2 rRNA genes are annotated in these 881 nt (G+C 55.6%); both read left to right on the forward strand.

The window, feature by feature from the left end:
* Positions 1–57, forward strand: a 16S ribosomal RNA gene (locus IE317_RS44135); the annotation flags it as partial.
* 305 nt (positions 58–362) lie between these two features.
* Positions 363–881 (forward strand): 23S ribosomal RNA (locus IE317_RS44140); the annotation flags it as partial.

Below are 881 nucleotides of genomic sequence, written 5' to 3' on the forward strand. Positions count from 1 at the left end.
GGGACGAAGTCGTAACAAGGTAGCCGTACCGGAAGGTGCGGCTGGATCACCTCCTTTCTAAGGAGCACAACACATCCCAGCTCATAGAGTTGGGAGTGGCTGAGGCTTAATGCCCGTACGTGGTGTTGTCTCGGTTGCTCAAGGAATTGTGGAACTACTGGTTATGGTTCATCGCGGTGGCAGACGCCGGCGCTAGTACTGGTCTTCGGATCGTGGAACGTGCTCGCTGAGTCGGGTGGTGGATTGTTCGCTGTGCACACTGTTGGGTCCTGAGGCAACACGCCTTGGGGCTTCTGCCCCAGAGGGACGTTTGTTTCTGGTGTGGTGTTTGAGAACTGTAGAGTGGATGCGAGCATCTTTGTGGTCAAGTTGTTAAGGGCACATGGTGGATGTCTTGGCTTCAGGAGCCGATGAAGGACGTAGGAGGCTGCGATAAGCCTCGGGGAGCTGTCAACCGAGCTGTGATCCGAGGATTTCCGAATGGGGAAACCCAGCACCAGTGATGTGGTGTTACCCGCACCTGAATATATAGGGTGTGTGGAGGGAACGCGGGGAAGTGAAACATCTCAGTACCCGCAGGAAGAGAAAACAACCGTGATTCCGTGAGTAGTGGCGAGCGAAAGCGGAAGAGGCTAAACCGTTTGCATGTCAAGCTGTCAGGCGTTGTGCAGGCGGTGTTGTGGGACCCAGCGTCGAGGATCTGACAGTCCTCGGAATGGTCACGTGTGTTAGTGGAACCGCTTGGGATGGCGGGCCGGAGTGGGTGAGAGCCCCGTACGCGAAAGCGCATTGTGATTGTTTGTTTGGTGTTCCCGAGTAGCAGCGAGCTCGTGGAATTTGCTGTGAATCTGCCGGGACCACCCGGTAAGCCTAAATACTTC

It is taken from the genome of Amycolatopsis bullii (genome assembly GCF_014654205.1).
Lineage (GTDB): Bacteria > Actinomycetota > Actinomycetes > Mycobacteriales > Pseudonocardiaceae > Amycolatopsis > Amycolatopsis plumensis.